The organism is Eubacterium sp. Marseille-QA0814 (assembly GCF_965119675.1).
GTDB lineage: Bacteria > Bacillota > Clostridia > Lachnospirales > Lachnospiraceae > Eubacterium_G.
Window position 1 is genome coordinate 2191042 of the sequence record NZ_CBCPMG010000001.1, and the last position, 24862, is coordinate 2215903.

The 24862-nt window shown below is 34.9% G+C and carries 26 protein-coding genes; all 26 read left to right on the forward strand.

Annotation, left to right across the window (positions count from 1 at the left end; translation table 11 throughout):
* The 26 genes from ACQY63_RS10165 to ACQY63_RS10290 all read left to right on the forward strand — a co-directional run bounded on the left by ACQY63_RS10165 (position 1) and on the right by ACQY63_RS10290 (position 24822).
* A complete protein-coding gene (locus ACQY63_RS10165) occupies positions 1–1608 on the forward strand; it encodes an N-6 DNA methylase (RefSeq protein ID WP_428245155.1) in 1608 nt (535 codons plus the stop codon).
* The gene (locus tag ACQY63_RS10170; protein ID WP_428245156.1) at positions 1595–2722 is read left to right on the forward strand and encodes a restriction endonuclease subunit S; all 1128 of its coding nucleotides are present in this window, start codon (positions 1595–1597) and stop codon (positions 2720–2722) included. Before ACQY63_RS10165 ends, ACQY63_RS10170 begins: the two co-directional genes overlap by 14 nt.
* A 4-nt stretch (positions 2723–2726) precedes the next feature.
* Positions 2727–6170 (forward strand): type I restriction endonuclease subunit R, encoded by a 3444-nt coding sequence (locus ACQY63_RS10175; RefSeq protein WP_428245157.1) that lies wholly within the window; start codon positions 2727–2729, stop codon positions 6168–6170.
* Positions 6171–6485: 315 nt separating this feature from the next.
* Complete coding sequence (locus ACQY63_RS10180) at positions 6486–7784, forward strand: reverse transcriptase domain-containing protein (protein ID WP_428245158.1); 1299 nt, start codon at positions 6486–6488, stop codon at positions 7782–7784.
* Between the two features lie 5 nt (positions 7785–7789).
* Positions 7790–8242: a DUF4869 domain-containing protein gene (locus tag ACQY63_RS10185; protein ID WP_118667086.1), complete on the forward strand. Its 453-nt coding sequence runs from the start codon at positions 7790–7792 to the stop codon at positions 8240–8242.
* Positions 8232–8633 carry an ATPase gene (locus tag ACQY63_RS10190; protein ID WP_118351276.1) on the forward strand — a complete coding sequence of 134 codons (402 nt, stop codon included), beginning with the start codon at positions 8232–8234 and terminating at the stop codon, positions 8631–8633. Before ACQY63_RS10185 ends, ACQY63_RS10190 begins: the two co-directional genes overlap by 11 nt.
* A gap of 1 nt (position 8634) precedes the next feature.
* On the forward strand, positions 8635–9312 hold the full coding sequence (locus ACQY63_RS10195) for a hypothetical protein (RefSeq protein WP_428245159.1): 678 nt from the start codon (positions 8635–8637) through the stop codon (positions 9310–9312).
* Between the two features lie 163 nt (positions 9313–9475).
* Positions 9476–10783, forward strand: a complete 1308-nt coding sequence (locus ACQY63_RS10200) for a DUF262 domain-containing protein (RefSeq protein ID WP_118351272.1) — start codon at positions 9476–9478, stop codon at positions 10781–10783.
* A gap of 1 nt (position 10784) precedes the next feature.
* Complete coding sequence (locus ACQY63_RS10205) at positions 10785–11660, forward strand: hypothetical protein (RefSeq protein ID WP_428245160.1); 876 nt, start codon at positions 10785–10787, stop codon at positions 11658–11660.
* A 434-nt stretch (positions 11661–12094) separates the two neighbouring features.
* Positions 12095–12268, forward strand: a complete 174-nt coding sequence (locus ACQY63_RS10210) for a hypothetical protein (protein ID WP_428245161.1) — start codon at positions 12095–12097, stop codon at positions 12266–12268.
* 22 nt (positions 12269–12290) lie between these two features.
* Positions 12291–12470, forward strand: a complete 180-nt coding sequence (locus ACQY63_RS10215) for a hypothetical protein (RefSeq protein ID WP_428245284.1) — start codon at positions 12291–12293, stop codon at positions 12468–12470.
* A gap of 10 nt (positions 12471–12480) precedes the next feature.
* The gene (locus tag ACQY63_RS10220; RefSeq protein WP_428245162.1) at positions 12481–12891 is read left to right on the forward strand and encodes a hypothetical protein; all 411 of its coding nucleotides are present in this window, start codon (positions 12481–12483) and stop codon (positions 12889–12891) included.
* Positions 12892–12966: 75 nt separating this feature from the next.
* The gene (locus tag ACQY63_RS10225; RefSeq protein WP_428245163.1) at positions 12967–13632 is read left to right on the forward strand and encodes an RHS repeat-associated core domain-containing protein; all 666 of its coding nucleotides are present in this window, start codon (positions 12967–12969) and stop codon (positions 13630–13632) included.
* Between the two features lie 44 nt (positions 13633–13676).
* The gene (locus ACQY63_RS10230; protein ID WP_302690130.1) at positions 13677–14078 is read left to right on the forward strand and encodes a hypothetical protein; all 402 of its coding nucleotides are present in this window, start codon (positions 13677–13679) and stop codon (positions 14076–14078) included.
* Between the two features lie 312 nt (positions 14079–14390).
* A complete protein-coding gene (locus ACQY63_RS10235) occupies positions 14391–14813 on the forward strand; it encodes a hypothetical protein (RefSeq protein ID WP_428245164.1) in 423 nt (140 codons plus the stop codon).
* A gap of 20 nt (positions 14814–14833) precedes the next feature.
* Complete coding sequence (locus ACQY63_RS10240; RefSeq protein WP_412654189.1) at positions 14834–15451, forward strand: hypothetical protein; 618 nt, start codon at positions 14834–14836, stop codon at positions 15449–15451.
* 163 nt (positions 15452–15614) lie between these two features.
* Positions 15615–16892: an AAA family ATPase gene (locus tag ACQY63_RS10245; RefSeq protein ID WP_428245165.1), complete on the forward strand. Its 1278-nt coding sequence runs from the start codon at positions 15615–15617 to the stop codon at positions 16890–16892.
* Entirely contained in the window at positions 16882–17514 is a 633-nt protein-coding gene (locus ACQY63_RS10250) for a hypothetical protein (protein ID WP_428245166.1), read from the forward strand. Before ACQY63_RS10245 ends, ACQY63_RS10250 begins: the two co-directional genes overlap by 11 nt.
* Before the next feature lie 65 nt (positions 17515–17579).
* Complete coding sequence (locus ACQY63_RS10255; RefSeq protein WP_428245167.1) at positions 17580–18269, forward strand: hypothetical protein; 690 nt, start codon at positions 17580–17582, stop codon at positions 18267–18269.
* Between the two features lie 15 nt (positions 18270–18284).
* On the forward strand, positions 18285–19247 hold the full coding sequence (locus ACQY63_RS10260) for a hypothetical protein (RefSeq protein WP_428245168.1): 963 nt from the start codon (positions 18285–18287) through the stop codon (positions 19245–19247).
* A 447-nt stretch (positions 19248–19694) separates the two neighbouring features.
* Positions 19695–19874 (forward strand): DNA-binding protein, encoded by a 180-nt coding sequence (locus ACQY63_RS10265; protein ID WP_428245169.1) that lies wholly within the window; start codon positions 19695–19697, stop codon positions 19872–19874.
* A gap of 179 nt (positions 19875–20053) precedes the next feature.
* Complete coding sequence (locus ACQY63_RS10270) at positions 20054–20299, forward strand: helix-turn-helix domain-containing protein (protein ID WP_428245170.1); 246 nt, start codon at positions 20054–20056, stop codon at positions 20297–20299.
* A gap of 416 nt (positions 20300–20715) precedes the next feature.
* The gene (locus ACQY63_RS10275; RefSeq protein WP_428245171.1) at positions 20716–22383 is read left to right on the forward strand and encodes a histidine kinase N-terminal 7TM domain-containing protein; all 1668 of its coding nucleotides are present in this window, start codon (positions 20716–20718) and stop codon (positions 22381–22383) included.
* Entirely contained in the window at positions 22380–23630 is a 1251-nt protein-coding gene (locus ACQY63_RS10280) for a sensor histidine kinase (protein WP_428245172.1), read from the forward strand. Before ACQY63_RS10275 ends, ACQY63_RS10280 begins: the two co-directional genes overlap by 4 nt.
* On the forward strand, positions 23627–24256 hold the full coding sequence (locus tag ACQY63_RS10285) for a response regulator transcription factor (RefSeq protein WP_428245173.1): 630 nt from the start codon (positions 23627–23629) through the stop codon (positions 24254–24256). Before ACQY63_RS10280 ends, ACQY63_RS10285 begins: the two co-directional genes overlap by 4 nt.
* 179 nt (positions 24257–24435) lie before the next feature.
* Entirely contained in the window at positions 24436–24822 is a 387-nt protein-coding gene (locus ACQY63_RS10290) for a hypothetical protein (protein ID WP_428245174.1), read from the forward strand.
* Positions 24823–24862: the final 40 nt, after the last annotated feature.

Below are 24862 nucleotides of genomic sequence, written 5' to 3' on the forward strand. Positions count from 1 at the left end.
ATGGCGAAGAAGAAAAATGTTGAAAAGGCATTAAACATAGATAGTATTTTATTTAATTGTAGAGATTATTTACGTGCAGCGCGTAACTCTGGTTCATTTTTTGAGAAAAGGGATATGATGCTTACACTTGTATTCTTAAGATTTATTGGTGAAAAGTATGAGGATGGTGTTGAAAAATTAAAGCAGACACTTAAAGAACAGGGATTAGACCCAGAGGATGAAAACATAAGAGCAGCATTTTTTGATGATGCTACTTTTGCAGATGGTACATATAATTTACCGCCAGAAGCCAGATGGTCAACAATTATCAATACACCTGCTCCTAAGTTAAATGTTGCATTAGATACAGCATTACAAAGACTTGAGGAAGAGGATCCACAATTAAAAGGATGTTTTGTAAAAGGTACATTTACAGCACGTAATCTAGCTGCGAATGATATAAAGAAGATTGTTGATGAAGTAAATAAAATTAGTCATAAAGCATTTGGGGAGGAAAAGGATCTTATCGGTCGTGTATATGAATATTTTCTTAAAGAGTTTGCGGTAAATGCTACAAAAGAGGAGGGAGAATTCTATACACCTCATGATGTAGTACAGCTTATTGCAACAATGATTGAGCCATATGATGGAACTTTATATGATCCTTGCTGTGGTTCAGGAGGAATGTTTATTCAGAGTGCTGAGTTGGTAAAATCAAAGCAGGGAAATCTAAATGGAATAAATGTGTATGGACAGGAAAAAGAACCGGCTACATATCGCCTTGCAAAAATGAATTTAGCACTGCGTGGAATTAGTCATAATCTTGGAGAGGAAGCAGATTCATCATTTACCCATGACTTGCACAAGGGGCTGTACTTTAATTATATTATGGCAAATCCACCTTTCAATCTTAAAGGTTGGTATAACGATAATTTAAAAAATGACCCTCGTTGGAATAATTACCAGACACCACCAGAAAGTAATGCAAATTATGCTTGGATTCTTCATATGCTTTCACATTTAAAACCGGCAGATGGAGTAGCAGGATTTCTTCTTGCAAATGGAGCATTAAATGATAGCGATACATTGGAAATCCGTAAGAAACTGATTCAGAATGACAAAGTGGAGGCAATTATAGTTCTTCCAAGAGAACTATTTATCACTACAGATATCAGCGTAACGCTTTGGATATTAAATCAGAATAAAAAAGGTGGAAACTATCACGACAGAAAACTTCGTAGTCGTGAGTACGAAATCTTGTTTATGGATTTGCGCCAATGGACAGAAAATCCAGTAAAGGGCGAGAGTAAAAAGAAAGTTCGTTTGGTTACAGAGCAGATTGAGAAGGCTGCTGCTATATACCATACGTGGCAATCTGAAGGTACCGATGGCGTAAATTATGAAATACCGGAACTTTATCGTAGTGTAGGTATTGACGAAATAGAAAGTAAAGGTTGGGCACTTACACCAAGCAAATATATTGAGTTTATTGACCATGATTTAGATATTGATTATGAAAAGGAAATGGCTCGTATTCAATCTGAGATGAAAGATATATTAAAGCAGGAAAAGAAATCCCAGCAGATGCTGGAAGAGGCATTTAGGGAGATTGGTTATGGAATTGACTAAATATAAAATTGGAGAATTGATAGAAATAGTTGATGAAAGAAATAATCTTGGTATAAGAGATTTTTATGGAATTAATATAAAAAAAGAGTTTATGCCGACAGTCGCAAATACTGAAGGATTAGATGAAACTAAGTATAAAGTGGTTAGAAAGAATCGTTTTGTTTATAGTGGCATGCAAACAGGCAGAGATGAGTGTATAAGGGTTAGTATGTATAATGGGGATGCTCCAATATTAGTGTCTCCAGCATATACAATGTTTGAAGTGATAGCAACGAATGTTGTTAATCCATTGTATTTCTTTATTAAATTTCTATCTAACGAAATGGATAGATATGGAGCGTTTTGTAGTGATGGAAGCATTCGTTCAAATCTTGATTGGGATGTGTTTTGTGATATTGAATTGGAATTACCACCTCTTTCAGTACAGCAAAAGTACATTGAAATTTATAATACTATGTATGAGAATCAGAAGAACTATGAATATTGTATGAGTGATTTAAAATTATCTTTTGAACTATTGATTGATATGTATAAACACAAATCGAAAAAGAAAAAGATGAGTGAAGTTTTTAAAGAAGTTGATTGTAGAAATATAAATAGTGAGATAAAAGACGTTCAAGGAATAAACATTACTAAACAATTTATGCCATCTGTTGCAAATATAAATGGGGTTGATTTATCTAAATATAAGATTGTAAGAAAGGGGCAATTTGTTTTTTCTGGAATGCAGACAGGAAGAGATAAATGTATTAGAATAGCACTTTTTGATAAAGATGAACCAGTAATCATTTCACCGGCATATACGGTCTTGGAAATAAAAGATAATAGTGTTTTGATGGAATATATAATGATGTGGTTTTTGCGTAAAGAAGTTGATCGACTAGGTTGGTTTATGAGTGACGGAAGTATACGAACAAATTTAGATATGGATCGTTTTTATGAAATTGAAATACCAGTACCGGATTTAAATGTTCAAAAATCAATTGTTCAAATATATAACGCATATAATGAACGCAGAGATATTAACGAAAAACTTAAAGAACAGATAAAAGATATTTGCCCAATACTAATTAAAGGTTCTATAGAAGAGGCGAGAAAAGCAAAGGAGGCATAAGCCTATGGCTAGATTAAAAGAATACAATGGTCATTATTGTGAATCAGAATACGAATATGCCTTTATTGGCTTTTTAGAAACAGAGGGATGGAAATATACTTCTGGAAATAAGCTTTCTCGTGTTACCAAAAGAGATGTGTTGATAGAGGATGATTTCAAGAAATTTATAGCAGATGGAAATCTTGATTTGACAGAAGATGAAGTGACACAGATTTATGATACTGTTCGTCTTGTGGGTGCAGAGAGTGATTTTGCAACATTGCATAAGGTATACAACTGGTTGGTGGATGGTATCCAATTTACTCCGAAAGATGGTATTGCAAGAATGATACCGCTGATTAACTTTGAAAAGGATGGTGTTAAGAATGTCTTTCGAGTGGTGAATCAGTTTACAGTAGAATATACAAATAATGGTCAAAAAGAGAACCGCAGACCGGATGTAATTCTTTTTGTGAATGGTATGCCATTATGTATTATGGAATTGAAGAACCCTGCTGATGCAAATGCGACTATTTATGATGCTTGGGAGCAGATTAATATTCGTTATTGGAGAGATATACCTCATTTGTTGCATTACTGTCCTTTAGCTTGTATTTCTGATGGAGTTAAAACCAGATTAGGAACAGTTCGCACACCATATGAACATTTTTATGCCTGGAGACGTGTTAATGATGGAGATGCTGTATCAACACTTCCATTTGCTGAAACAGAAACTATGATTAAGGGTGTTTATTCTCCTGAGCGTTTTTTGGAAATCTTTAGAGATTACATTTATTTTCAGGATAGTATTTATGATAGTGATGAAGTGGAAATTGTATGCCGTTATCCACAGTTTTTTGCTGCGAGGCTTCTGAAGCAAAGCATTGTAGATTCTGTTGTTACCAAGAGTGGAAGAGGCGGTACATATTTTGGGGCTACGGGGTGTGGTAAGACTTATACGATGGCATTTTTGGCACGTCAGTTGGCATTACGCTGTACAGATATCTCAGAGATAGGTTCTCCAACGATTATATTGATTGTCGATAGAGATGAATTGCAAAAACAGGGGGCGAAGCTTTTTACAAAGAGTACAGAATTCCTTAATCTTGGAGAGGTTTCTGTTGTTAAGAATAGAACACAACTAAGACAGGAACTTGGAGCAAGACAAAGTGGTGGATTCTACATATGCACTATTCAGAAGTTTTGTGATAGGGAAGATGACAAAATAGGTCTTATCAATGACAGACAGAATATTATATGCTTCTCTGATGAAGCACATAGAACTCAGCTTGAACATTCTAAAAAAATTCAATTCAGTAAAGATGCGGATGCGAATATGAAAGCTATGGTATCAAAGCCATATGCAAAGGTGTTAAAAGAGGCATTTCCACAGGCTACATTTGTAGGATTTACAGGAACACCTATTGCAGAAACATATCAGACTTTTGGTGATGAAATTGATAGATATACGATGGATCAGGCTGTTGCAGATGGACTTACTGTTTCTATTAAATATCATCCTCGTATTGCAAAAGTATTACTTGATAAAAACAAGGTAAAAGAGATTGAGGACTACTATAAAAAGTGTGCTGATGATGGTGCTACTTTTGAAGATGTCGAAGCAAGTAAGAAGGCAATGAGTTCTATGGAAATAATTCTTGGGGAACCTTCCAGATTAGAGCGCCTTGCTACAGATATTCATAATCATTATGTTTCAGCCTGTGATGCAGATCCAAATAGAATACAGAAAGCAATGGTGGTTTGTTCTAATAGAAAGATTGCTTATGCTTTATTGTCGAAATTTAAAGATAAGTATCCTGAATGGTTTGAAGAAAAGAAAGTGTCGGATGGTACTGATGTAACAGATGAAGAATTAAATGAATTGAAACCTATGCCACTTATTGCAATGGTATCTAGTGTTGGAAAAAATGATGAGCAGGATATGTATAACTATCTTGGTGGCGTTAAGAATGATAAACGTTCCGAAGAGTTAGATGCTGCTTTTAAGCAGGAAAAGTCAAATTTCCGTATAGTCATTGTTGTAGATATGTGGATTACTGGGTTTGATGTTCCGTGTCTCACATATTTATATAATGATAAACCATTAAAAAAGCATTTGTTAATACAGACCATAAGCCGTGTAAACAGAAAGTATCCGGGAAAAGAATATGGTATGGTGATTGATTATATTGGAATCCGTGATAATATGCGTGAAGCCATGAAATTATATGGTGGAAATACATCGGTTGCACCAACTTCTGATGATGTTGAGCAGGCTACATCGGTATTTAGGGAAGAATTGGAAGTGCTAAAAAATATGTTTATAGGCTATGATTTAACACCATTTATAAATATGGAATGCAATCCGATTGACCGATACAGGCTTCTTGCCAAAGCAGCAGAGTATGTTTTTGTATCAATTCAGGAGTTGCAGTCAGAAGGAAAAAATGGTCCTCAGACAGTATCTTTTAAAACATATTTTCTGAAGACTGTTAAACGTATGAGAATGGCATTTGATATATGTCAGCCTTCAGGGTATCTTGGAGAAGAAGAATCTGCTTTGGCACAATGCTTTATGGCAATAGCAGGTTTTGTCCGTAAAATGAGTGGGACAAGTGAAGTAGATACTGACAGTATGAATCGTGCAGTTTCTAAGATGGTGGAGGAAGCGTTAAAATATAATCAGGTTGAGAGTGTCCTTGAAAGTGGTGAGGAAGAAGATATCTTTTCACCAGAATATTTTGAAAAGCTATCCGATGTTAAGATGCCGGTGACTAAGCTAGAACTTCTTGTTAAAATGCTTCGTAAACAGATTAAGGAGTATGGGAAAGTTAACAGATTAGCTGCAAAGACATATCAGGAAATGTTGGAAAAGACTATTGCAGAATACCATGAGAGACGTAAACATCTTTCTGCGGAAGAAGCAGGTGAAGCACAGGAACAGGTTTCAGAAGATATTATTAAAATTGCAACAGAGCAGGCGTTAGCTATTCTTAGAGCAATGAATGAAAATAGAGAAAGCTTCCGAAAAATAGGACTTACTTTTGAGGAAAAGGTATTTTATGATATTTTGATTTCTATGCGTGACCAATATAATTTTGAGTATGGAACGGATAAAGAGGTTGATGGTATTGTAATCAATGATAAGTGCAAAAACTTGGCAATAAAGGTAAAGGAAATCATTGATACAAAATCTTCCTTTGCTGATTGGCTTAACAATCAAAATGTAAGAGACCAGTTGAAATTGGAAATAAAGATTTGTCTAGTTAAGAATGGTTATCCACCACAATATAGCCCGGAAGTATTTAAGAAAGTTATGGAGCATGTGGAGAATTTTGAGGAACATTCAGATGTATCCGCTTCAATTAAAGAGTACAAAGGCTCTAATAGACATATATATGATTATATTTCAGAAAATAGTATGTTGCGAGTTGCTGAGGAGTCTATTCCATATGGATATAAAAAGTAGTATTATACTATTATCAAGAGACAGATTAATAATAGCTTTTGCCTTATAGAAATAGCTATAAGGGTTTTACGTATTCTATGTCAAGAATATTCTTGACCAGAATTAATAGCATACAGTTGATGATATTAAGAATTATATTGTCCATTGTATGACCTCCTATTACCAGTGAATTAAAGTAGCTGTTAATAATATTATACAATACATCGTATTTGGAGGATGGTAGAGTTCCTTGCGAAAGCAAGGTCCAATTGATTTTAATGCTTACTGATATTTGATATCTACCGGTCGTTAATCAGTAAGCTTTTAGGAGAAAAAATGAGCAAACAAATATACAAAGATAAATTCTATACTCACTTTGATAAAAAGAAATACCATACTAACTATGAGCAAAGTGTTCAAAATATTAATTGGGTTAGTAGGCACGGTTTTTATCCGTTTATCCACTTTCAAATGGATTGCAGCAAATACACAAACGATTTAGAAGGAAATAAGTTTATTAAAGAAAAAAATCGGGATATATACTATGCAGCACACATTGACAGATTTATTTATGAGTACTATGGAAATCGTCTTAATAGCAAATATAATAATTATATTAAGTCAAAAGGAATAGGTCGTGTTTCAACAGCATATAGAAACTGCTCACCAGGAAAATGCAATATTGATTTTGCAAAAGAAGTGTTTGAGTATATTGCTAAATGTGAATCAGCTTATATTTTTGTTGGTGATTTTAGTAAATTTTTTGATAATCTTGATCATAGATATTTAAAGGAAAAAATTAAATGTGTGGTTGGTGAAAAGTCGTTGGATGTAGCTGATTATGCAATTTATAAGAATATTACAAAGTTTACATATGTTGAAGCTGATGATATAGAGGCTGAAAAAGGGTTATTTAGAAGAGATATGCGTGAGTTGGATAAATATTTTGAGACAGATGAATTTCATGATTTTAAAAAGAAGCATCTTCATAAAAATAGTAAAGATTATCAGATTCCGCAAGGTTCATCTATAAGTGCTGTATATGCTAATGTATATATGATAGATTTTGATAAAAGAATTAATGATTTTATTACTTCTCAGAAAGGAATATATAGAAGGTATTGTGATGATATAATAGTTGTTATTCCGATGACCCGTAACGAGATAAATTGTGGAAGAAATGAGAAAATTTCAAAATTTATATATGATACCAGAGAAGGTATTCCTAATTTAAAATTAAATGAGGATAAAACAGAGCATTTTTTTTACAATAATGGGGAAATAGAAAAAATAAAGGGGCAAAGTAACCTTATAAATTATCTTGGATTTACATTTGATGGTAGAATTGTTCATATAAGGGATAAAAGTTTATTTAAGTTTTATTGTAGAGCATATAGAAAAATTAAAAGAATTAAAGAGAACACGGATGAAAAATCGTTTAATGCTGGAAAGAAAGCAATTTATCATTCGTATACACATTTAGGGGCAAGTAAGTATTCTAAGGATCATGGGAATTTCTTAACATATGCATATAAAGCGGATGAGATATTTAGTCAAAGTAAGGTGCTTGAGAGTGGTATTCGGAATCAGGTGAAAAGACATTGGTACAAAATTGATAGCAAATTGAAGGAGTAATATCAATGATAAACGTCTATACAGAAAAAAAGAATTTAAAGGATTGGATATTTCAGAATGACCTATATTTTAACCTGAATACAGGCAATGAAGAGATGTCACAAAAAGAAATTGATTTGATTCAACAAGTGGATGCGGCTAAGCTGACGCCAGACAAGCATATAGAAACAAAATATGGCTTGGGTACAATTCGAAATTTATCATCAGGTTGCAAGACATTACTTAATATTATAAAGCATCCTGATAAAGTGGTAAATGTTGAGGAATGTGGACCGAATGTACTTAGAATACTTTTTACTATGGATAATATTAAGATTTATATGTCAAGACCAACGCTTTTTGATATTCCAGATGATGCCAAAATCAGATTTAATGATTCTGATATAGTTATCGGTGGCAGAGGTTATAATGCATGGTGGAGTAATGAATATGAAAGGAGAGAGGCAGATGATTTATAAAAATGTTAGATTCAAAGCTGATCCATTTTCATACGATTTGGAATTTGATGACAGAATTACACTTGTTGGTGGAGACAGTGGTACCGGGAAAACAGTACTTTATGAAATGCTTGAAGATATAAGATTGACAGACGAATACAAGGCTATCAAGCTGTTTAATTATAAATCAGATGATTTTTTAGTGGCAATCAAACAGTGCAGAGATAGTTTTATTGTGATAGATAATGCAGATTGTTTGATTAATGATGATGTTAGGAGATTTATTAATTTTGAGTTATCAAATCAGTATATGCTCTTCTTGCGAAATTGTGACGGACTTAATGTGTCTGATAAGAGCTTTAAGGTGTTGAAGTTTGATAATAATAGGATAACACTAGAAGAAGAGTTGTGATATGAGATATTTATGGACAGAGGATACTGGTGCAGGACTTCACTTCTGGAAATTAGTTAATCGGATTTTCTCTGACAATGAACTTGTAGTTGAGAGTAAAGGGAGCAATCAGGGATTATTGGATGCATTAATAGACTTGGATATTAAAGATGACGATAAATACTATATTGCATTTGATTATGTGGTTGACAATCAAGACATTCGCAATAAGTATCGTATGTTGAAATCAATAACAGATAAGTCGGAAGGAAAGATTGTAATTCTGGATATGATTTGTTTTGAGTACCTGATTCTTGCATTTGATAAGTTGGTAGAATGGACAGGCACTGGAAAGACCGATAAAATAAAAATCCGTGATAAAGTTTTGGCGGCAGTTGAGAATCACAGAATAGATTTATCAAGGATTGATGATAAGAAAACATTACAGTACATAGCTGGATTTAAGAGATATTCTACAGAACGTGTGATGAAGTCATTGGTTGGTGAATTTACACAAAATGAAAAGTGGTCTGTTAAAGGGACTCTTATGGGTGAATGCTGGTATAAAGATTGTTGTGTGTCAGAGCATACGGATAATGTTAGGTGTGGTAAGCCTGAGGTTGAAGGTGGGGATGAGAAGATGAGGATGCTGATACGGTCAGAGGAAGTACAAGATGTGATTAGCAAGGTTATTGCCTGAATAATATGCACTTTATATAAAATAAAAGTTTAAGGCTGAAAAAGTATAAATAAAATTGATAGCATATTTGGGTAAATAATGTAAGAATAAATATTAATTTTACAAGAATGATGTTACTATAAATTGTATATCCTATTTAAAAAGAGTTTGGAGGATATATGATTTGAAGAAAGGAAAAAATATGAAATTATATATTCGTGTTGAAAATAATTTTATTAATTATGTAGATGTTGAGGAAAATAATGTTTGCAATGAAGAAGTTGAAGCCAATTCATTAGATGAAATGTTTATAGAACTGGAAAAACTAGGGAATATAGATGAAGAAACCGAAAATAAAATAAGTGAATTGTTTGAAAGCGAAGTTAATAAAGAGTCTTTAACTTCCTATAATATTAAACATTGGGTTAGTAATAGATCATTTGGCGAATTAATTGATATGTTTAATTGTGGAGAAATAAAAAAACCTGCTATGCAAAGGGAATTTATATGGGATGCTCAAAAGAGTTCTAGATTAATTGAGTCAATTATTTTAGGACTTCCAATTCCACCATTATTTTTATTGGAAGTAGGAAATAATGAATATGAATTAATAGATGGTTTTCAAAGACTTACAACTGTTACAAACTATGTTAATGGAGAACCGTGGAATGCAGTTGAGGAAGGAAAAAAGAAGAGAAAGTCAAAACTATCAGGTAAAATAATGGAAGAACTTGTTGGAAAAAGTTTTGATCAGTTAGAACCAGAATATCAAAGAATTATAAAGAGAAGTACTATACCTTTAATAGAATTTAGGCAAATTGGACCGAACGATTACAGTTCTAAATACTTAATATTTGAGAGAATAAATACTGGATCTGTCAAACTAAATTCTATGCAGATAAGAAAATCGCTTGCATATGGTGAATTTATAAATGCACTTTATGAGACGGCAGATTCGTGTAAAGAATTAAAAAGTTTGTTCTCAAATAATGCAATAAAAAAGGATGCTCATGTGGAAGCTCTTCTTAGAGTTATTGTAATGTCAGATGTTTTTTATAGAGGATATAAGTTTGAAAAATCTGGAATTAATAATATTTTGAATAGTTATTGTGAGGATAACAAGAATAAGTTAATAAGTAAAAACTATATAAAAGACTTATCAAGTGCAATAAAAATGATGTATTCAATATTTGGAAAAAGCAAAAATATTTTTAGAAAGGTAGAAAAAATAAATGAAGATGAATTGGGGTTTGTTGGAAATCTAAATGTTAGTATACTTGAGGCGATGTTGGGAGTTATAATAGAGAAAAAAATTTCATTAACAGATATTGATCCGGAAGTTATAAAAAATCAGTATTTAAATACAATGTATAGTATATTGGAAAAATCTTTTAAGAGAGAAGAAGAAAATCCATTTAGCATAAGTACAGGAACATTACAGTCAATAAGAAAAAGATTTGAAATATGTGAGGGAATATTAGGATACAGATAATATGAAAATATATGACTTTGATGTAGAAGATGAAATTCAGAAAAATGAGATTGCCCTGCAAAATGTTGAACTCATAAAAAATAGTTTTGCTGATCATACAGCAGAATATAGAAAATTTTCTCGAGAAGTTAATGTTGAATTTTCAGCATTGAGCGATTGTATTGATGCATATGAAAGGGCATTACTGATTGGTGTATATACTTATGCAGAACAACTTGTAAAAAATTTTTATTATGAATTACTTGAAAAAGATAGAACTGAAAATTTATATGCTAGAAATTTCATTAATAAAAAATTGGATATTGAGAAGTTTTCTCCAAATGTAAGCTATATTGTTTTGGAAAAAAGTATAAGAGATGAATTGTGCGATAGTTTTAAATTTATTATCAATAAAAATAGAGATGAAATTTCAAAATATGATGATCTTATCAGAAATAGACATAGATATGCCCATAGGGGTGTGTTTCAATCGAGTGTAGAACAGTATAGAGATGTTATTAATGCAGAAAAATATATTAGTACAGAACTATCGATGATTATAGCCAATGGTAAAGAATATAGAATTGAGTATCAAAATGGTTGGACTGAAATTTGCAGTTTGATTAAAGAGTGTTATGGATTAGTTGGTAAATATAAAAGCAATAAAAATAAAGAGTTAAAGGATAAACTTAATACTAAAATAAAAACATTACGCAATGCTTCTAGACAATTTATAAAAAAATATTCACAGGTGATTGAAAAATGTGTGCTACTAGAAAATGTTCGAATGCAGTTAATTAAGTTGAATAATATTGATTTAAGATCAAAAGATTCATTTTTAGTTATTGATGATTTGAATCAGATTGTGTATGAAAGCAAGCTAGTTACATCGAAATAAATAATCGGAAATCAGTTTTATAAAAATGAATCCGATTATAAAATAATTACATAGATATTATGATAGTGAATGATTTCTGCATTTCAAGCAGTTGCAGATACAGAGCATTGGTACCACAAAACTTTTTCTTGCAGAAATATTGCCTGGAGATTATAATTTCCATAGGTGGACAAGCAAGCCAGCAGAAAATTATTCTGTGAGTAGTAAAAGAAACCTGCAAGCCACCTGAACTACACACAATAATGAAAAAATGCAATGGTACTGGATTGGTACTAAAAATATGTGAAACGAAAAATAATGTGTGGAAAAGGTATGAGCTATCAATACAAAATAGTATAGATAACTACATTGAAATAATCTGAATCAAACCAGACTTTGCGAGTTTGAATAATGCAAATTTTGCATCACAGTGCTTGTGGACTGGAGGGATTAACATGACCAGTAATTGGTATTGTATGCCTTGTATACAGGGAATTGGATTCGCATACACAAAGAGTTGGACAACGGTTGTGGAACAAAGAAAGTATGTAAAAAAATACTTTAGTAATAAATCATTTAAAATTGTAAAAAAAAGTAACAAAACAACAAATGAAAAATTATATAAATAGATTTCATCCAAAAGTTGGTGATATGATATATTTTTATTCCAGTAAAAAGAAACGTTATTCTCATACAGCCATAATTTCTTCGGTAACAGCAGATAAAATTAATTATGCTGCACATTCAGACAGTCATTTTAATAAGGACCTTCGAGAACCGTTACAAGGGGATTATTACGATCATGTTGAGATATGCCACATAAAGGAGTGAGGAAGTTTGTATGAATAAAAAAAAGATAATATGTGTTACGTTATTAATAATATCAATAATAACAATAGTTATTGTATATCCTGTAAGATTTTTCTATTTAGATCAAATAGGAGATATTTTTACTAAAACAATTTTGACTGAAAATTGTAATAGCAAATATATTTCTGAAGAAGATAGTAAAAAAATCCTAAATAACATATATTGGGATGATAAAAATCACATAGTAAAATCAGTAGAATGTTCATATGACAATGAAAACTGGATTAATAAACATGTTAAAGTAGCTGTTTATCTTGAGACTAGTGAAGGGAAGAAAGAAGTATATTATAAATGTTATTTCAAAATTGTTGGAGTCAATATATATATTACACAAATTGGAATTTATTTAGATGAAGAAGGGAGTGTGACAGATTTAGATTAAATTTAATTTAATTTAATCTAAAATATATAATCTACATAAATATGACTTTATTATGAAAAGAACCTGCAGGGAGATGTGACAGGTCTGCTTGATGACGGGGGAGCAGAAATCGCTTCATATACATATGATGCATGGGGAAATGTCATCACAGATACAGAAAAGAGTTTTTGTTATGAAGGATATGAGGTCCCCTTTGAGTTAAATCATGTATTGTACAGAGGATACTACTATGACGGAAGCTTCACTGATACTGAAAGCGATACAAATCTTTATTATCTGCAGAGCAGATATTACGATGCAGAGGTGGGAAGATTTATAAATGCAGATGATGTCAGTGTATTAGAAATAGAAAGTGATAGTGTGTATAAAGATAATTTGTATTGCTATTGTAATGGAAATCCGGTTAATAATATAGATCCAACAGGAAAATGGTTTTTTAGAGCTGCAATTGCAGCTGCTAGTGGAGTGATATTTGGAGCACTTGCATATTCTATAGGAAAAAAATGCGGATTAAATGGAAAAAAACTAACTGCTTTTACTGTCGCGTGTGTAGCATTTGGGGTTGTGGTTGGTATGATATGGGGAGTTCGTATAATAAATGCAATTAATAAAGCATTAAAGCCAGTATTATACTTTTTCAGAAGTAATGGGGTGTATATGGGAATAAAAGTTATGAGTAAAGTACAGTTTGAAATACATACCACACATCATAATAAACCGATACATTTCGTAGTAAGATGATTTACAAATGGTAGAAATTATTTTAAGGAGTGGTGGTTAGGAAAATGATAGATATTTGCGTTGTAAAAAGAATGTTATCTGAAAAGTATAAAATATGTAATAATAAATCGAAGTTATGCATTACGCAGAACATAGAAGTGGAATTCCTAGAAGATGAAATCGTAATAATGTGTTGGAATTTTGAATATATTTATTTTTCCTTTGACTATCGTAGTGAGCAGGAAATGTTTGAAATTATAGATTCTTTCATTGAAACACTTCTAGATAGACCAGTTAAAATAAAAGAATATTATTACAAGAATATATTATACCAGAGAACATTGAATCAACAAGATGGGAAAGGCACTTGGAAAAAAATAGGAAGTTCAAAAAAATTTGTTATTATTTTTAAGAGAAAAAATATAAAAATAGTTGAAAAAACATTCAATGAATTTGAAAATGTTTAATATATTTTTATAGACATTAAAAGAACTTAATGAAATAAAATCTGACTTATGTTATAATACTTCCGTGGCAACATTATGGCAACACGAAATCAGAAGGATAATACAAATAATATAGTATAGGTAAATAAACAGATAAAAACACACAAAACATAAACAAATATGTTTAAGTTAAACTTAATACAAGCCGAGTTTGAGTAGACACTACAATCCCACAATGCCTTTATTTATAGGCACTGTGGGGTGTTTTTATATTAATGTGATTCTATTTTGATTCTATTTACAGGAAAACAGTAATAATTGGAGAATAATTGCATGGATAGAGATACATTTAAACTAATACATAGTGAATTGATACAGCAAGTACAATGTATTGAGTTTAATCTAAGAAGAACCTATGCCGCAATGCATGAGGGGAATTTTGATGATAATTTTAATAGATTAGAAAAAAGCAATCTTGGAAAAATAGCTAGAGAATTAGAAAATTTAGATTATAGTGATGATCGTCCAGAATTGTCTGACGATGATTATGATTTGATTGATGATATTAGAGAAATAAGGAATTACTGGTGCCATCAGTGTTATCTGGATTTTGTATATATAAATAATAATAGAGAAAGCGAAAGACAATTTCAAAAAATTGCACAGAGACTTCAAAGAGACGAGAATAGAACCTATGAGTTATTTGTAAAATCAGAGAAAATATTTTTCTATATTTGGAAAAAGTATAGGGATTAGTTTTTCATTTAGAAGGAAAAATGTATAAAGAAGAAATTGATAGATGTAATACTTTGGACCAACTATTTAAAGTTTGGAAAAAAGCCCAAATTGACGAATGTGATGAGTCTTTTAAAAAAACATATTTTAATTATGATGTTAGTAGGAAATATATCTTTTCTAAAGATGGTTTTCTTGGCAATGAGGATAAGGCTAAGGTTTTATTTGTTTGCAGGGAGCCACATATTTATGATACGGAAAAAAGTAAAGATGAGAAGAATGGTAAATTCTTTTGGGTAAAGGAATGTGCTGTGAAAAATAAAAGTACGGAGTACTATAACCTTCCAATTAAATGTTTGGAAGATTTGAAATTGAAATCAACTATTGATGAATGTGCATATATAAATATAAACAAACGGGGTGGAGATAGTACGTGTGACATGAATAGGCTTAAAACGTATGCTGAAACGTATAGAGATTTTATTGTAAAAGAAGTTGAAATAATTAACCCAGAGATAGTTATTTTCTTAGGAAAACTCGATAATAGTATTTATGAAATTGTGAAAGAGGGATGTGCCGACAATACAACTTATTACTTGTATCCTCGTCATCCTTCTATGTATTGGAAAAAATTGGTACCAGAGAGACTTGACATATAACAAAACGGAGCAGTCGCACTGCTCCCTGGGAGGCTGTCCTTTTTGCTATGTTAAGTTTAATTAATCTCTGAATTATAGTTTTTGTGAAAAAAAGTTGCATAAAAAATAATTGATGATATAATAATGATAAGTAAAGAAGAAAAGTGACTTGGAGGAATGAGCCATGATTATAGAGATAAGAGCAAAAAACTGTTATGCATTTGAGGATGACATTACATTTTCGATGAAAGCAGATATGCGAAATAAAAAATTTGGAGCAAATGTTCACAAAGAGAATAATTTTAATGTCCTTAAAACGGTAGGAATATATGGACCAAACAATGCCGGTAAAACATGTCTAATCAAGTGCATTAGGGCAATAAGAAATGTACTTTTAAATAAGAAGAATGGACTGATGCCAAATATATTTACTGATAGTGATGTATGCGAGTTAGGTGTTACATTTATGGCATCTGGAAGAAAGTTTTCTTATGATTTTAAGTATGATTCAGAAAAAGAAGAATATATATATGAGTCATTTTCGGAGATATTTAAAGATCAGTACAACAACGAAAAGGAAGTTTGTTGGTTAAAAAAAGATACTGTTAGTGAAATATATGAGTGTATTGATGAAGCTGTTCAGAATATGATTTCAGTTGTATCGAAGAATAATTTGCTATGCTATGTGGTAGATACAAGCAAATTCGAACATATCAATGAGATGAAGCAGATTCTTGTCGGATTTGCAGAAAAAATTGATATCATCAATATGAATAACATACCTATGCAGCACACGATTGAACTTATGAAAAATAAGAATCAGTTACAGCAAAAGGTTGTTGAGTTCATAAAAAATGCTGACTTATATATGGATAATTTTGAATATGTGGATATGGATAAGATACAGCTGAAAACTGGTGAAGGTGACGAAAAGCCAGATGAGAAAGTGCTTGATATTCCGGAGAACATTATGGATCAAATCAGATTGGTTTCTACTTATAAGGGAGTCCATGTGCCAAGTATGATGTTTGACTCCACAGGAACAAAGAAGATTGCAGCTATTGCCAGCTATGTAATTGAAGCACTTGAACAAGGCAGGATTTTAGTCGTGGATGAGTTGGATAGCAGTATTCATTTTAAGCTTACCAGGGCGATTGTTGCGATGTTTAATAATGAATTAAATACAAGTGCACAGATGATATTTACAGTACATGATATAAATCTTATGGATTGCAAGCGAATGTTTCGAAAGGAGCAGATTTGGTTTGTTCATAAGGATGAAGAAGGTGTGTATGTATATTCACTTGCAGATTTTACAGCACAGCAGGGCGTACGAGATACGACAGATGTTATGGAAAAATATCGGAAAGGTGCGCTTGGAGCTTTGCCTGATCCTGAATTGATTAACTCATTGCTTAGTATTAAAAGTGGTGTAAAGGGGGATGATGCCGATGCCAAATAAGCTCCCTAAGTTTTTGGATAACCATAAAATCTGTATTATCTGTGAAGGTAATGAGGAATATGAGTATCTAAATCGATTAAAAAATTTAAAAGTATGGAATGAGCAATATGATATTTCATTGGTCAATGCTGGTGGAAATGGAAATATCCCGGCGAGGTATCAGGACCGATATCAAAATGGGGCAGATGAACTTGTGCTTGTGTTCTGTGATACGGAAAAGAAACCTCACGAGCAGTATGAGGACATTAAACGCAAAATTAATGAGTTTCATGGTGTGGATAGTGCTGCGAATGAAGTGATTATATTTGGTAATCCATGTACGATGCAGATTATATCTAAACATTGGACCGATGAAAATCTGAAATCTCCAGCAAAACCAGTGAATGCTCCCTTGATAAAGGAATATACCGGGGTGGAGAATTACAAAGGAAGAGCAGACCAGATTCAAAAAGTTATGGAACATGTTACTGCGGAGAATTACAAAGATATGAGTCGACGAGTGAAAAAATTGGAGACAATCGATACAATTACAGGAGGTAGCAATTTTGGAAGGTTTATAGAGTTGTTTGAAGGAGGTGATGTCGGATGGATATATGAGATAAATAATAGAATTGAAGTATAAAGTCGGTAGTAAAATTAATGTTAAAGCAATAAATATTAAATTGTGTTATGAAAGGAAGATAAAAGATGGCAGATAATTTTAAGTTACCAGGTTCTTCATATGAAGAAATAATAAAAATAATTAAGGCATATTCAAGTGGAAAAGAAGGGCAAGCTCAACCATTAGATGCAATTGCCCAAGCATCAGGAATTGATAGGACAATTGTTAGCCGAAATAATGGCTTCTTATTACAAATGCAATTGTTGATGGAGGGCGCTAAGAAAACACCTACTAGTGAGTGCTTTTCTTTAGGAAGGGCATATTCTCTAAATATAAGAGAAGAAGTACAAAAAATATGGAAAATGTTGATTGAAAATAATGAGTTTCTCACAAGAATGATGTCTGCTATTAAGATTAGAAATGGTATGGATAAGACAGCACTCATTAATCATATTTTGTATTCAGCGGGGTCGACTACAAGTGCATCAAAAGTTGGTGCAAATACAATTATAGAAATTTTTAAGGATGCAGGAATGGTTAGGGAAGAAGATGGAAAAATCTTGGCCGTTGAAAAAGAAAATGTTATTGATACAAATGAAGAAATAGAACAAAATAATCAAATTAAAGACACCGAGCAAATTGTAAAAATATATGATGATAAGAAGATAAAAAATGGCACTGTTGTAAATATAAATATAAATATCGATGCATCGGTTGATCAGTTAGATGAACTTAGTGAAAAAATCAAGCAATTATTAAATTCAATCAATGAATAGAGAGTAGGTGGAATTATGCAATATGAAATAGTTCTTACCACAGCTGAGGATATTGTTAGTGTTGTTGACGCTGCTTTGGCAGGAAAAGATATTTGTGATATACAATATATTAGTGAATTCGCAGATATATCAGAACAACAGGCACAGAATGCGATAAAAATGGCTGTTAATATGGAACTCTTGTATTTTGATAGTATTTCACAATCGTATAAAAGTGATTCATTACTATCACATTTGCTGGTTTCTGCACGAAATGATTTACAAAAGGCCACAATTATGAGGTTTATATTAGAGCAATATAAACCGTTTAAATCATTTAAGGATAGATATATATTTACACAATCGATAGATTTGGCTTGTAAGCAATTGAAAGTCTTATATGGTATGACAACAACATATAGGGATATTAAGAATACAATTACTAATATAGCTACGTATGCTAAGGCGATGATAAGTGATGGCGCTAATCAATTTGTTTTGAATGATGACCAAGTGACGTATCTGGAAATTTTAGATGTTGTGTTAAGATCTAAAGCAAATGATGATAATGCTTTGAAAACGTTATTGGGAGAAAGCACATATAATTACATAGATGCCGATAAAGTGTATACTCCCCTCTCGGATGCATTTAGCAAGGTACAAAATGAATTAACAGAAGGAAAAACTATTATTTTATACTCGGGGAATGCTTTCGAATCTTTTCTACAACAAATTGCGGATGAACATAGTGTGTCATTAGTTGGTAAAAATGGAATACTTCAAAAAAGTTCGGCGTTAGGGAATGTATTATCAAAAAAACATAGGGGAATGATTGATTATATTGGACAAGTTAGAAACGCTGCTGATCATGGAGCTGACGTTGATGAGGGCGGAAAAATTTGGGAAGTCTCAGAAGAAACGTCGAGGGTATATCCTACAATAGTGGCAACTGTAATTAAAGATATAGTATTAAGAGAGAATGGAACGATACATGTCTAAATATAAATCAAATATAGGTTTAATTATAGTGCTTGCGTTTCGCTTGCAAAAATCCCCAAGATGATAAAGAATATATAGAATATCAAGAATGGCTACACAAAATATGGCAATGAGCGTTTTGTATAGACACAATATATAGCTACTGAGATCGAGTTTGAGTAACAGTTTTTTTGAATTCAAGTTTTTAAAAAGTCTTTAAATAAAGGGCTTTGAACCACATAATTGTATATAATATTACCGAAGTGATACCAATATGATACCATTTCGGCAAATATAGGAGAATAAGGCTCCAATGTGATTAATTAGTCACATTGGAGTCTTTTTTTCGTTTTATAAGCAATTAAAGTAGTAGCGGTGCTACCACGACTTTGGGAAGAAATACATTTATATTAAAACTGTGGTCAATGAAAATAAAATAACAATTTATAAAAAAAGGAGATTAGAAATATGACAGATAAATTATTTATGGATGTAAAAGATGTAACAAAAATTCTTGAAGTGTCAGATGGTAAGGCATATGAAATCATGAGAATGTTAAACGAAGAGTTAAAGCAGCAAGGATATATGGTGGTTCAGGGAAAAGTAAATACAAAGTATTTTTTCAAAAAACTAATGTATCAGGATTAAGGAGGATTTATGGGAGTATATAAGGATAAAAGCCGAGGTAATTGGTATGTATCTTATAGATATGTGGATTCTTTTGGATTTTCCTTGCGTCTTTTTTGATTTCGCATAGAAAAACATATATGTAACTAAATTGTCAGGTGCAGACAACGAACCTTTCTGGTTTTCCAGAAAGGAAAAAGATGATTTATTACGATAACAAAGAAAGTGGAAAAAGAATCAAGGAATTAAGAAAGGCAAAGAAAGTAACACAGGAGAGAGCAGCATATGACATTGGAATATCTACAGATGGATATAGAAATATTGAGCAGGGAAAAAATGGAGCAAGTATTATAACGCTTATGGAAATGTCAGTGTATTTTGATACTACTATTGATTACATTGTTACAGGTAGGAAATGCATTGTAGTTGAGGATGAGGAACACTAAAAAAGTAGTAGTGGTGCTCCCACGTAATTTAGTTATAACAATAATAAGATAAAAGAGGTTCAGGAAAGAACCAGAATCCTTAAAATCGAGGATTAGCATTAGAATGTGTAATGAACTTCCATTAGAGATGAAATCAAAACTCTCCGTACTATTTGGAGCAATGATTAATCAGATAAAAGAACAGGATGTAATTAATTAGACAAACAGACGATATGAACTATTTTTCTTTTCGCGTGATTAGAAGTTCATATCATATTTGAATATAGTTTTTTCCCATAATTTTTTGGAGAACCTTCAGGAATACAAAACCTGAAGTCTCGCAAGACGCAGTTGAGGAATAGACGGATTTATACTATAATTTAATTTGAAAAGTTATACCCAAGGGTAAGCAAAAACGAATGAAGGCGAAATGGGGTATGTTTATGACCGAACAGAAAAAGAATACTATCATAACAAGCGGCATCGCTGTGCTTGCCGTGATACTGGCATATTGCTTCCGAATTGTAGGCAGGGGCAGTTTCTACCCGATGCTGTTTTCCTATCTGCGCAGCTTTATCTATATCGGTCTGTTCGCTGCCTGGGGGCTCTCCGTCCGTCAGCGGATCGTGCAAAAGCAGGTGTGCAGGTTTATGACGGTCACCGCAGTACTGCTCATCATATGGATGGGAGTCCGTTCGGCAAAGTATTTTATATTCTGGCAGCCGGACGCCGTCCGTTACCTGTGGTATCTGTTCTATCTGCCCATGCTGTTTGTGCCTATGCTGGCACTGCTGATTGCCATGTCATTGGGAAAGCCGGACGAATACAAATTCCCCAAGGGAATGTCGGCTCTGTGGATCATCTCCGGTGTATTGCTTCTGCTCGTGCTCACAAATGACCTGCACCAATTCGTATTTACCTTTCCGAAGGACGCCACCGTGTGGACAGACAAAAACAACGGTTACTCGATAGGCTACTTCATTAGTGTGGGCTGGCAGGTACTATGTGCCTTTGCTGCACTCATAATTATGTTTTTAAAATGCCGCGTGCAAAAAGGAAGGCTCCACTTTCTGCCCATTGTTCCTATGCTGCTGGCGATTGTTTACAGCGCACTTTACTATGCGGGTGCGGATTGGCTGCTCCACTTGTTCGGCGATATTGCTGCATTCCAAAGTGTGATGTATATTCTGACCTTTGAGTTTTGCATCGCTTGCGGATATATACATTCAAACAGCCGTTATGTGGACTTGTTTGCCTCCTCTGTCGGCACATCGGCAGAGATCACCGACAAGGACTTTACCGTTCGGTATGCAGCTGTAAACACTGCACCTATCTCAAAGGAAACGATGAAAAAAGCCGAGCAAAGCCCGGTCACGATGGGCGGCTTGACCGTTCACACCATGCCCATTGACGGCGGCTATGCCGTATGGACAGAGGATGTGTCGGCTTTGCGTGACATCAAGGAGGACTCCGAGCTTCTTGCAGATGAGCTTGCCGACAGGAACGAAATACTCCGTTATGAATACAAGCGTGAAGCCAAGCGCCGCAAGGTGGAGGAGCAAAACCGCCTGTATGATCTCATGCGTTCCACTACGCAGACGCAGATCGACCGCATTGCGGAGCTCACTAAGGAATACCGCCGAATCTCAAGCACCGATCCCGACAGCGCCAAAACGCTCCTTGCCGAGATTGCCGTGCTGTGCAGCTATATTAAACGCCGCAAGCATCTGACGCTCCTTACCGACCGAGATATTAAAATAGCGGCAACGGAACTCCACCGTGCCTTCAATGAGTCCCTCCAAACGCTGAAGCTGTTGGGCGTTCGCAGCTCGCTCTATGTGGACGAGTCTCTTTCCATGCTCTCCGGCAAAACGGCGACCGCTGTATTTGATTTTTATGAATCGGTTATTGAAGCCGATATTTTGAATTTAACAGGCATACAGGTAAGCCTCATAAAGGCAGACGGCTTGCGCTTGTCACTGAATGTGTGCTGCAAGGCCGACCTTTCCACTTTGGTAAGCGGAGACAGTATCCGCTGTGAAAAAGAGGATGACGAGGAATACCAGCGCCTTGTATTTGAAGCGAAAGAAGGTGACAGGAAATGAGTGCATTTTCTTTCATTTCTGAATTTTGGCAGACTATGCTGCCGTTTATCATGCTTGTGGAGATCGTCCTTGAAATCGGGCTGTTTATGTATCAGCTTCTTCGCAGCAATAAGCCGGTGTGCAGCCTGCTGAGTCTGGCGGTTATGGCGGTGATGATTCCACTGCTGTTCTCCGTTTCCCAGGCAGATCCCGATAATATTGGGGACGCATTTCTGCTGGATGCACCGTGGCTGATATTTGCCGCTGCCATTTTCCTTGTGGCAGTTCACTTTGCCATTGCTCTGCCGCGGGAATACCGCCGTAAAAAGAACGAGCTCTCGCCGTTCTCCATTAAGGAAGCAACCGATAAGCTGCCTATGGGCATCTGCTTTGCCGACCCCAACGGCAGGATCATCCTGTGCAACAACCGTATGCGCAGGCTCTCTTTTGCCCTTTGCGGCCACGAGCTGCAAATCAAAAGCGATATGGAAAATGCCCTGAGCGTGCCGGACAGATCCGTAACCGTCAAGGATGATTGCTACATCTTGCCCGACAAGACTGTCTGGCAGTTTCGCACACAAAATATCACCGTGGACAGCGATGACCGCTGGCAGCAGATAACGGCGCACAATGTAACCGAGCTGTATAACGGCTACCAAAAGCAAGAGGAAATAAATAAAGAATTGGCAGAAGTCAATCGAAAGCTCAGGAATATGTACGCTCGCATGGAGGACGATGTCAAGGAGAAGGAAAGCCTTGACCTAAAGGTCCATATTCACGATACCATCGGGCGAAGCCTCCTGACCATCCGTGACATCATAGACAGCGGAGAGGATACCGAGCGAAAGCTTGAGGCGCTGCAAAATGCCATCGGTATGCTGGCAAGCAACCGTGTCACCTCTGTCAGCACAATGGACGAGGTAAAAAGAACCGCACGGCAGCTTGGCGTGGCTGTAAAAATCGACGGCTACCTGCCACGTGATACCGTAGCCGAGGAGCTGACCGTTGCTGCCGCCAAGGAGTGCGTGACCAACTGCATCAAGCACGCAGACGGGAATGAGGTATATATCCGCATTGTCCAGCGCGGCGAACGCTATGATGTTACCATAACCAACAACGGCAAAATACCCACAGAGCCGATAAAGGAAGGCAGTGGCCTGTCAACGCTTCGCCGCAGTATTGAAAGCTCCGGCGGTGAAATGCATATTTCGCACAATCCACGATTTGCTCTTCTGATTACGATTCCCGCAAAGGAGGTTAGCCTATGATAAACACCATACTTGTAGAGGATGATTTATACATCCAAAAGCACTTTGTCGATCGTCTTGCTGCAGACGGCGAGTTTAATCTTGTCGGCGTTTTCCGTGACGCCTTTGAAGCGGAAAAGCATTGCGACGCCACCGTAAAGCTCGTCCTTATGGATGTGAAGACCCAGCACAAGCACTCTGGTCTTGCCGCCGCAGAGCGCATCAAAAAGGCTTTTCCGCAAATCAAAATCGTTGTGGCTACTTCGCTTGTCGATCCCGAAGTTTTGCAAAGAGCCAAAATGGGTGCTGCCGACAGCCTGTGGTATAAGGACCATGGCACAGAGGAACTGATGAGCGTGGTAAAGCGCACCCTGGCAGGCGAAAAGGTATTCCCCGATATCGCTCCGGCCATTGAAATGGAGGGTACGATGTCCGATGCCTTCTCGCCACGGCAGTTAGACATCCTGCGGCTTTACATAAAGGGCTTTACCTATCAGGAAATTGCCGATAAGCTGGGCATTTCCAAAAACGGCGTTCGCTGGAACCTGGACGATATGGTGGAAAAGGGCGGCTTTAAAAGCAGAGAAGCACTGGTTGCAACTGCCATTGAAAACAAGCTCATGGTAACCACCTTAAAAGACGAATAAGCAAAACTGAACCCCTTGGCTGTATGGTCAAGGGGTTTTTCGCGCCCAAAAGGCAAAAATTTTTTGAAAAAATCGGGATTTTTCTTCTGTTACTGGCACAAGTGCCAGTGACGAGCGCCAAAAAATCAGTACAATTGATACTGTAAGATTAGAGTTATGCTTTTAGAAGGTGGTGATGAATGATGAAAAAAATCGTTTTGGACATTCAGAGCGATATCCATGCGCACACCATGGAGCGAATGCTGATGCAAAAATTGGACGATTGCCAAGTTGTGATTTCCGAGTCGCCGGACGCAACCGTCGAGTGGTGCAAGACGCATCGACCGGATGTGCTTTTAATGGAGGTCAAGGCGTATTCGCCATGGATGTTCAAAGAACGAATGGCAATCCGTGACAAGGTAGAACGGAACACGGAAAACTGCCGGGTCATTCTCTTTGTGGATGACGATACAGACGGAGAGTTGACCGAAAAGGTACGGCAGGCAAAGCGCGAGGGTCTGATAGACGCTTTTCTCTTCGGTTCGGTATCCGAAAACTACTTTGCTTCGGTAATCGACAGTGTTTAAATCAGGCAACACAAAATGCATAGACAAATTTTCAAAATGA

Coding starts and splice junctions, on each gene's coding strand:
- ACQY63_RS10165 (WP_428245155.1), top strand. CDS start 1: ATGGCGAAGAAGAAAAATGTTGAAAAGGCATTAAACATAGATAGTATT.
- ACQY63_RS10170 (WP_428245156.1), top strand. CDS start 1,595: ATGGAATTGACTAAATATAAAATTGGAGAATTGATAGAAATAGTTGAT.
- ACQY63_RS10175 (WP_428245157.1), top strand. CDS start 2,727: ATGGCTAGATTAAAAGAATACAATGGTCATTATTGTGAATCAGAATAC.
- ACQY63_RS10180 (WP_428245158.1), top strand. CDS start 6,486: ATGAGCAAACAAATATACAAAGATAAATTCTATACTCACTTTGATAAA.
- ACQY63_RS10185 (WP_118667086.1), top strand. CDS start 7,790: ATGATAAACGTCTATACAGAAAAAAAGAATTTAAAGGATTGGATATTT.
- ACQY63_RS10190 (WP_118351276.1), top strand. CDS start 8,232: ATGATTTATAAAAATGTTAGATTCAAAGCTGATCCATTTTCATACGAT.
- ACQY63_RS10195 (WP_428245159.1), top strand. CDS start 8,635: ATGAGATATTTATGGACAGAGGATACTGGTGCAGGACTTCACTTCTGG.
- ACQY63_RS10205 (WP_428245160.1), top strand. CDS start 10,785: ATGAAAATATATGACTTTGATGTAGAAGATGAAATTCAGAAAAATGAG.
- ACQY63_RS10210 (WP_428245161.1), top strand. CDS start 12,095: ATGACCAGTAATTGGTATTGTATGCCTTGTATACAGGGAATTGGATTC.
- ACQY63_RS10215 (WP_428245284.1), top strand. CDS start 12,291: ATGATATATTTTTATTCCAGTAAAAAGAAACGTTATTCTCATACAGCC.
- ACQY63_RS10220 (WP_428245162.1), top strand. CDS start 12,481: ATGAATAAAAAAAAGATAATATGTGTTACGTTATTAATAATATCAATA.
- ACQY63_RS10230 (WP_302690130.1), top strand. CDS start 13,677: ATGATAGATATTTGCGTTGTAAAAAGAATGTTATCTGAAAAGTATAAA.
- ACQY63_RS10235 (WP_428245164.1), top strand. CDS start 14,391: ATGGATAGAGATACATTTAAACTAATACATAGTGAATTGATACAGCAA.
- ACQY63_RS10240 (WP_412654189.1), top strand. CDS start 14,834: ATGTATAAAGAAGAAATTGATAGATGTAATACTTTGGACCAACTATTT.
- ACQY63_RS10245 (WP_428245165.1), top strand. CDS start 15,615: ATGATTATAGAGATAAGAGCAAAAAACTGTTATGCATTTGAGGATGAC.
- ACQY63_RS10250 (WP_428245166.1), top strand. CDS start 16,882: ATGCCAAATAAGCTCCCTAAGTTTTTGGATAACCATAAAATCTGTATT.
- ACQY63_RS10255 (WP_428245167.1), top strand. CDS start 17,580: ATGGCAGATAATTTTAAGTTACCAGGTTCTTCATATGAAGAAATAATA.
- ACQY63_RS10260 (WP_428245168.1), top strand. CDS start 18,285: ATGCAATATGAAATAGTTCTTACCACAGCTGAGGATATTGTTAGTGTT.
- ACQY63_RS10265 (WP_428245169.1), top strand. CDS start 19,695: ATGACAGATAAATTATTTATGGATGTAAAAGATGTAACAAAAATTCTT.
- ACQY63_RS10270 (WP_428245170.1), top strand. CDS start 20,054: ATGATTTATTACGATAACAAAGAAAGTGGAAAAAGAATCAAGGAATTA.
- ACQY63_RS10275 (WP_428245171.1), top strand. CDS start 20,716: ATGTTTATGACCGAACAGAAAAAGAATACTATCATAACAAGCGGCATC.
- ACQY63_RS10280 (WP_428245172.1), top strand. CDS start 22,380: ATGAGTGCATTTTCTTTCATTTCTGAATTTTGGCAGACTATGCTGCCG.
- ACQY63_RS10285 (WP_428245173.1), top strand. CDS start 23,627: ATGATAAACACCATACTTGTAGAGGATGATTTATACATCCAAAAGCAC.
- ACQY63_RS10290 (WP_428245174.1), top strand. CDS start 24,436: ATGATGAAAAAAATCGTTTTGGACATTCAGAGCGATATCCATGCGCAC.